7 protein-coding genes and 1 pseudogene are annotated in these 6,173 nt (G+C 61.7%); all 8 read right to left on the reverse strand.

The features are described 5' to 3' along the window. The coding region (locus tag PMI22_RS28975; protein WP_007942240.1) for a beta-ketoacyl synthase N-terminal-like domain-containing protein at nucleotides 1-571 on the reverse strand (571 nt) is incomplete at its 3' end. Beyond that, complete coding sequence (gene fabG, locus PMI22_RS28970; protein ID WP_007942242.1) at nucleotides 571-1,299, reverse strand: 3-oxoacyl-ACP reductase FabG; 729 nt, start codon at nucleotides 1,297-1,299, stop codon at nucleotides 571-573. The genes fabG and PMI22_RS28975, both read right to left, overlap by 1 nt. Continuing rightward, nucleotides 1,296-1,757, reverse strand: coding sequence for a hotdog family protein (locus PMI22_RS28965; protein ID WP_007942243.1), 462 nt, complete (start codon nucleotides 1,755-1,757; stop codon nucleotides 1,296-1,298). Before PMI22_RS28965 ends, fabG begins: the two co-directional genes overlap by 4 nt. Beyond that, nucleotides 1,754-2,950 (reverse strand): beta-ketoacyl-[acyl-carrier-protein] synthase family protein, encoded by a 1,197-nt coding sequence (locus PMI22_RS28960; protein WP_007942244.1) that lies wholly within the window; start codon nucleotides 2,948-2,950, stop codon nucleotides 1,754-1,756. Before PMI22_RS28960 ends, PMI22_RS28965 begins: the two co-directional genes overlap by 4 nt. Beyond that, complete coding sequence (locus PMI22_RS28955) at nucleotides 2,947-3,429, reverse strand: hypothetical protein (protein ID WP_007942245.1); 483 nt, start codon at nucleotides 3,427-3,429, stop codon at nucleotides 2,947-2,949. Before PMI22_RS28955 ends, PMI22_RS28960 begins: the two co-directional genes overlap by 4 nt. A gap of 49 nt (nucleotides 3,430-3,478) precedes the next feature. Continuing rightward, a complete protein-coding gene (locus tag PMI22_RS28950) occupies nucleotides 3,479-4,726 on the reverse strand; it encodes an NAD(P)/FAD-dependent oxidoreductase (RefSeq protein WP_007942246.1) in 1,248 nt (415 codons plus the stop codon). Beyond that, the gene (locus PMI22_RS28945; protein ID WP_007942248.1) at nucleotides 4,713-5,873 is read right to left on the reverse strand and encodes a hypothetical protein; all 1,161 of its coding nucleotides are present in this window, start codon (nucleotides 5,871-5,873) and stop codon (nucleotides 4,713-4,715) included. Before PMI22_RS28945 ends, PMI22_RS28950 begins: the two co-directional genes overlap by 14 nt. Then, nucleotides 5,870-6,173 (reverse strand): annotated as a pseudogene (locus PMI22_RS28940) (hypothetical protein); the annotation flags it as partial. The gene PMI22_RS28945 and the pseudogene PMI22_RS28940, both read right to left, overlap by 4 nt.

Here is a 6,173-nt window from a genome sequence, read left to right on the forward strand (position 1 = left end):
CCCCCCCCGCCAGCATCAGCGGCAGGCGGCCGAACTTGATCGACTCGTAGGCGTAACCGATGCCCTGGCTGCCGCTGGTGCAGGCGCTGGATGTCGGGATCAACCGACCGGTGAGGCCGAAGAAGATGCTGATGTTCGCGGCCGTGGTGTGCGGCATCATCCGCACGTAGGAATTGGCGTTCAGGCCTTCAGCCACTGAATTGAGCAGCATGTTGCCGAACGCCTTGATCTCGTCGGTGCTGCCGGTGGATGAGCCGCAAGCGACGCCCATCCGCCCGTCCTTGATCGACTCGTCGCCAAGCAGTCCGGCATCGGCCAGCGCTTGCTCGGCAGCGCCCACCGCAAGCCGCGACACCCGGCCCATGCTGCGCAGTTGCTTGCGGGTCCAGTGGCTCGGGACCTTGAAGTCGTCGATGGGGGCGGCCAGGCGCGTGTTGAGTTCGGTGAAACGATCCCACTCGTCCATGCGGCGAACGCCGCTGCGGTTGGCGGCGAAGTGGCCGGCGATGGTTTCCCAATCGTTGCCCAACGAGGTAATGCCGGCCATGCCGGTGACGACAACGCGCTTCATCAGCACAGGCCTCCATTGACGGCCAGAACCTGCCGGGTGATGTACGACGCTTCCGCCGACATCAGGAAATTCACCGCGCCGGCCACCTCTTCGGGGGTGCCCATGCGTTGTGCGGGGATCATTTTCATCAGTTCTTCCACGGGCACGTTTTCATCGAGCATGGCGGTGTCGATCAGGCCGGGTGCGACACAATTGACGGTGATTTTGCGTTTGCCCAATTCAATCGCCAGCGCCTTGGCCGCGCCGATCAGACCGGCCTTGGAAGCACTGTAGTTGACCTGGCCGCGGTTGCCGATCAAGCCCGACACCGAGGTGATGCAGACAATTCGCCCGGCGGCGCGACGACGGATCATCGGCATCATCACCGGGTGCAGCACGTTGTAGAAACCGTCGAGGTTGGTGCGCATCACCACATCCCAATCATCCTCGCTCAGCGCCGGAAAAGCACCGTCACGCGTCAGTCCGGCGTTGAGCACCACGCCGTAATAGGCACCATGGGCTTCCACGTCGGCTTCGAGAATGGCTTTGCAGCTGGCGCGGTCGGACACATCGAATTGCAGGACGCGTGCGTTGCGGCCCAGGGCTTCGATTTCACCTTTCACGGCGATGGCGTCCGCCATACCGCTGCGGCAATGCAGCACGATGTCATGCCCGGACTGAGCCAGGCGCAAGGCGATGGCGCGGCCTATGCCACGGCTGGAACCGGTGACCAGTACGGATTCAGTCATGCCTGGACTCCTTGAGGTTCATGAATATATTGCGCCGCCTGAGGCGGGCGATACACGTTCAGGCGGGCACTGACGTGGATGCCGGGGGCGTTGATATGGCATTCGAACACGCCCATGCCATTGTCGTCTTCCAGCGAGCGAACGCCGTGGATGGTCAGTTCGGTGCCGGCCGGGAACTGCTCGACGTTGCATTCGAATTTACGGCTGCCAAGCAGAAAGCCCAGTTCCACCGCATCACCGCGCTGGCGCGCATGGCAACCGGCGAAGGCGGCGACGCTCTGCGCCATCAACTCGATGCCGACCCAGGCCGGCAGGCTGCCATCGGGACGGCTGAACAGGCCGCCAGGCCTGACAATCAGGCGGGTGTGAATCTGCTCTGCATCGAACGCCAGAATCTGCTCGATAAGGATCATGTCGCCAGCGTGCGGCAGCAACTCGGCGAGCGGCCAGTCAATCATGGTGCGTCTCCGATAATCAGGCTGACGTTGTTGCCACCGAAAGCAAAGGAATTGCTCATCAGATAGCGTGGTGCAATGGACGTCAGGCGATCGGTCGGGGTCACCCAATGCAACGCGGGCAGCAGCGGGTCGGGCTGGGCGTCCCAGATGTGCGGTGGCAGGGCGTGTTCGCGGTTGTCCGGGCTCAGGCTCAGCCAGCAGAACGCGGCTTCCAGAGCGCCGGCAGCACCGAGGGTGTGACCAGTCATCGGCTTGGTCGAGGAGCAGGGCACGCCTTGCGGGAACAGCGCCGTCACGGCGAGGCTTTCCATGGCGTCGTTATGCTGGGTCGCGGTGCCGTGCAGGTTCAGGTAATGGATCTGCCGCGGTTGCAGATTGGCCCGGTTCAGGGCTTTGCTCATGGCTTGCAAGGCACCACGGCCGGTAGGTTCCGGTGCAGAGATATGGTGCGCATCGGAACTGGCGCCGCTGCCGAGCAGGGCGATGGCCTGGCTATCCCCCGCGTTTTTGGTCATCAGAAACAACACGGCTGCCTCACCGATGTTGATGCCGTTGCGGTTGACCGAAAATGGATTGCAGCGCTGCCCGGATACCGCTTCCAGCGCCGAGAAACCGTTCAAGGTCAGTTTGCACAAACTGTCGACGCCGCCGCACAGCACCGCGTCGCACACGCCCAGATCCAGCAGCCGTTGGGCACTCATCAGCGCCCGTGCGCTGGAGGTGCAGGCGGTGGAAATCACATACGCCGGGCCACTCAGTTGCAGCCAGTCGGCCAGAAAATTGGCCGGTGCACCGAGTTCTTGTTGCTGATAGTCGTACTCGGCAGGGAATTCATGCTCGCGAATGTAATGGGCCAACCCACGGCTGGCCTCATCGATGCCCGAGGTGCTGGTGCCCAGAATCACGCCGATACGGTCACGACCATAGGTCTGGATCGCCTGGTCAATCTCTTCGCGAATTTGCAGCGCGGCTTCCAGCAGCAATTGGTTGTTGCGGGTGTTTTGCTTTTTCAGCTCAACCGGAATTGGTGGCAGTTCACCGCTCACCGCCGCCACCGGCAATGCGCGCTCCGGCACCCAGCCAGTCTCGGTGCGCAGGCCTGAGCAATCGCCGGCAAACAGATTGGCGGCGACTTGCCGTTTGCCACGACCCAACGCGCAGATCACGCCAAGGGCATTCAGATAAGCCGTCATGGCGCTTCCCCGCTCAGTGGTGTGACTTGATACCGGGGCCCCTTGGGCAGGTTCAATTCGAATGTCATGGGTTGTGAATAACTGACGTCCCAGTGCTTGGGCAGGGAACGTTGCCTGCCGTGCTGCCAGGCGGTGGGATAGTTGTTCGTCAGTTGATCTTTGGGGGTCAGGGCAAACAGCAACGCGGCGAACAGCTCCCTGGCTTCCGGGTTGGGCGGCAACAGACCGTCGGCCTGCCACTTGTCATCGATCAGGATCTGACGTGCCTGTGGAATGCCCAGCAAGTCCATCATCGACCAGCGAAGGCCCGTGTCTTCCTGCTGGATCACCAATACCCAGTCTTGACGTTGGTCGGCCTCCAGGCGCTGGATGTGCATTTGCAGGGGCAACGTCAGGTTTGGCAAGTGCTCGGGCAGCGGTGCCCGGCTGGCGCAAGCGCTCAGCAACAGCAGACACCCCAGGAGCAGAAAACGGGTCATCAGGCATTACCTTCAAGGGTGTTGCGCCGCAAACAGGCGGTTCTGTCATTCATGTGACATCTCTAGCGCAGAGTTCTGACAACATCCGTAGCCGGCGCTTGGGTTCACTGACGAACGGGTTGCGCTCGTCCCAGGCATAACCGGCGAGAATCGCACTGATCATGCGGCGGATGTCCGGTGAGCCGCCTGGATGGTAGATCACATCCTGGAAAGTCCCGGCGTACCAGCCTTCGACGTAGCAACGGAAGGTGTCGACGCCACGTTTGAGCGGTTCGGCGAACTCGGTCTGCCAGTCGACGCTTTCCCCTTGCAGTTGGCGATGCAACACGCCAGCGGCCATGCTCGCCGAACGCATGGCGATGGTCACGCCGGAGGAGAACACCGGGTCGAGGAATTCTGCGGCGTTGCCGAGCAGCGCAAAGCCCGGACCGTGCAAGGTTTTGACGTTGGCCGAGTAGCCGCCGATGGTCCGTGCGGGAGTGTCCCACACGGCGTTTTTCAGGACCCCAGCCAGGCTTGGGGTTTCAGTGATGAAGCCGCGCAGGCATTCGTCCAGATTTTCCATGCGGCCTTCGAAATGTTCGGCGGCCGCGACTACGCCCACCGAGCAACGACCGTTGCTGAACGGGATTGTCCAGAACCAGATGTCGCGGTGGATCGGATGGGTGGTGATGAGAATTTTTTCCCGTTCGAAAGCCGGACTGTCGATGTGGTCTTCGATGTGGGTAAACACGGCTTGGCGCACCGGAAAGTTCGAGGGCGCTTCAAGGTCCAGCAAACGCGGCAACACACGACCGTAGCCGCTGGCATCCAACACGAAATCCGCTTCAACGCGGTACTGGCTGCCGTCTTCGCGCAGCACGTCGAGTTGCGGTTTCGGCAAGTCGAAATCGACGCTGACGATGGCTTCGCCGTAACGAACCTCCACGCCTTGCAGCGCGGCCTGATCGGCCAGTAACTTGTCGAAATCGGCGCGCTGTACCTGGAAAGTGGTCGGCTTGCCGTGGCTGAAGGTGTCGCCGAAATCAAAGGCGCTGTACTGCTCACCCCAGGCGAATGCGGCGCCGTTCTTGAGCTGGAAACCGGCAGCATTCACGGCATCGAGCATGCCGGCTTCTTCGACGAAATCCAGGCAATGCGACAACAGGCTTTCGCCGATGGAAAAGCGTGGGAAGTGCTGGCGCTCGATTATCAGCACATCGTGACCGTTGCGTTTAAGCAGCGCGGCAGCGATGGAACCCGAGGGACCCGCGCCGATGACGACGACTTGTCGCCGTTGCATTTCAACTGTTGGCACGAGGGCTCCTTGCCGGGGCGGCGATGTTCAAAGGGGGAGTGTGCATGCCGGCCAGTGCCGGCAGTAAGGTCGCGATCAAGCCCATCACCATCAGCGCAAAGTACAACGCCGGGCTGATGAGCTGGAGTTGCAGCAGCAGGTTGAGAAAAACGATCTCACTCAAGCCACGAATATTCAGCAGCAGGCTTTCCCGCCAGCGGTTGGCGCCTTCAAAGGAGGCACCGGCCCAGCCGAGACCCAACCAGTTGCCCAGCAATTTGCTGGCAATCGGCAACAGCAGCAGGGCGCCCAGTTGTAGCCAGCTCAGGCTGGTGATGGCGGCGTGGACGTTGATCTGCACGATGCCGAACGTGAGGATCAGCGGAATGGCGATCCAGGTTTGCAAACGGCTCATCCACACTGCGGGTATTGGCCATACCAACGGCACTTTCAACGCCGCCATGCACAGCAGATAGCCGATGCCGAAAATCAGCGCATTGAGCTTGAAGTGCTCGGCGATCACCAGCAGTGCAAAGAAGCAGCCGCTGTGCAGCAACGCCTGACGCAAACCGAGCAGACGCAGCAGCACCGGCAGACAAGCACCGGCCAATGGCAGCAGCAGGCTGCTTACGTGCAGGCTGCCCTGAGCGAGTCCGAACAGCGTCCAGCACGCCAGGTCGATGAGGATCGCGGTCTGCACCAGACGCCGGGTGGCATCGGGCGGGTAGTTGATGTGTCGCAGGTACAAATACAACACCGGGATCGCGGTGATGGCGAATACCAGACCCACTGCCAATGAACTGATCCACGGCTGTGGGGGGAGCAACCAGACCGCCGTCGCCAGCCCGCCCGCGAACGGAATGCAAAAACTCGGCAGGGCAATTTTCAGGCTCTGTCGATCCAGCCGCAGGTCGATCACGTCGCTGAGAATGTGCCCCAGCAGCAGGGCAAAACTCAGGCTGTAGAGATTTTTCAGCCAGGTCGGCGAGATCAGTTCAGCGCCGCTGAGCTGCCAACCGGGCTCGATCCAGAAGTACATCAACAGCGGCAGGCCGAAGGTTGCCAACAACAGTTGGCTGACGATGGGGATCAGACCGAAATGACGGCCGACTCGGGTGGCCACGGCGAACAATGCGAGGGCCATCAGCCAGAACAGGGTGATCATCATGTTGCCGACTCCGCGACCGGAACACTGTGGATATGTCGTCCCGCCCACGGCGCCAGGATGAAACTGAAGGCCAGGCCCAGACTCACCGACAGTCCAAAATTGCTCACGGCCGGTGTGCTGGACACCGCGAGCAGACCGAACGACAGCCAGGTGGTCAGCGCCGCCAGCAAGGTGCCCAGCAGGCTCACGGCCGCGCCGCCGACCTGTTCGCGCATGAGGATCGCGTAATCGACGCTGATCGCCGTCACCAGCAGCAAGCCAAACAGGCTGAACAGCGTCAGTGGCTGGCCCAGCCAGCCG

This window comes from Pseudomonas sp. GM21 (assembly GCF_000282215.1).
In the GTDB taxonomy this organism is placed as follows: domain Bacteria; phylum Pseudomonadota; class Gammaproteobacteria; order Pseudomonadales; family Pseudomonadaceae; genus Aquipseudomonas.

What these genes read in the sequence shown, in the direction of transcription:
- fabG (WP_007942242.1), bottom strand. Translation starts at nt 1,299, where the DNA reads ATGACTGAATCCGTACTGGTCACCGGTTCCAGCCGTGGCATAGGCCGC.
- PMI22_RS28965 (WP_007942243.1), bottom strand. Translation starts at nt 1,757, where the DNA reads ATGATTGACTGGCCGCTCGCCGAGTTGCTGCCGCACGCTGGCGACATG.
- PMI22_RS28960 (WP_007942244.1), bottom strand. Translation starts at nt 2,950, where the DNA reads ATGACGGCTTATCTGAATGCCCTTGGCGTGATCTGCGCGTTGGGTCGT.
- PMI22_RS28955 (WP_007942245.1), bottom strand. Translation starts at nt 3,429, where the DNA reads ATGACCCGTTTTCTGCTCCTGGGGTGTCTGCTGTTGCTGAGCGCTTGC.
- PMI22_RS28945 (WP_007942248.1), bottom strand. Translation starts at nt 5,873, where the DNA reads ATGATGATCACCCTGTTCTGGCTGATGGCCCTCGCATTGTTCGCCGTG.